1 protein-coding gene is annotated in these 631 nt (G+C 55.3%); it reads left to right on the forward strand.

Annotation, left to right across the window (positions count from 1 at the left end):
• Nucleotides 1–37: 37 nt before the first annotated feature.
• On the forward strand, nucleotides 38–631 hold a 594-nt coding region (locus tag EN780_RS36630; protein ID WP_133372977.1), incomplete at its 3' end, for a hypothetical protein.

Raw genomic sequence — 631 nt, forward strand, 5'->3', positions numbered from 1 at the left:
GTCCCGGGATGTTGGAGACATCGTCACAATTCCGATCGTGAACGACTGGCTGCAACTCGAATTTCGTCTGATCTGTCTGCCAACTGTTGAAGAGGATGCAGATTTTTGGCGAGAGGTGAGCGCTCTGGCCGAGGAAATGCGCGCGCTAGACACCAATTTGGCCTGGTTCTTTCTACATAAGCATCCCGGGCTAAAACTTCGCGTTCGTGCTGTGGGAGCCCGTGAGGAAATCTTATCGATCGTCGACCGCTTTGGTTCGAGGCGCAGATCGTGGCTCGAGTTTTTATCGTACGGATCGTACTTCGATCAGGCCGGCCTCCTCCCACATGCCTTTCGGCGATCGATCGACCGCGTACTGACTGCATCAGCAGTAGCCTATCTTGCTGCGCCAGTGATCGAGGAAGACGTAGTGACGTGCTGGTCTCGCTTTGCAACAAGATTTCTCAGCCACTTTGAAGCTGACCCTTGGATCGTCTGGGAACTGCTTTCTCGGTTCCAGCAGTTCAATACAACTAGGTTCTATCCGCAGAGTTTCGTACGCACCCGTTCTACGCGCGATCCATCTGCGCTGCTTCCGGCGTTGCCGGTCTCGGCTGAGCGGGGTTTTGCTGCTAGCCCGGCGCTCCTACAG

It is taken from the genome of Mesorhizobium sp. M4B.F.Ca.ET.089.01.1.1 (genome assembly GCF_004022605.1).
In the GTDB taxonomy this organism is placed as follows: Bacteria; Pseudomonadota; Alphaproteobacteria; order Rhizobiales; family Rhizobiaceae; genus Mesorhizobium; species Mesorhizobium abyssinicae.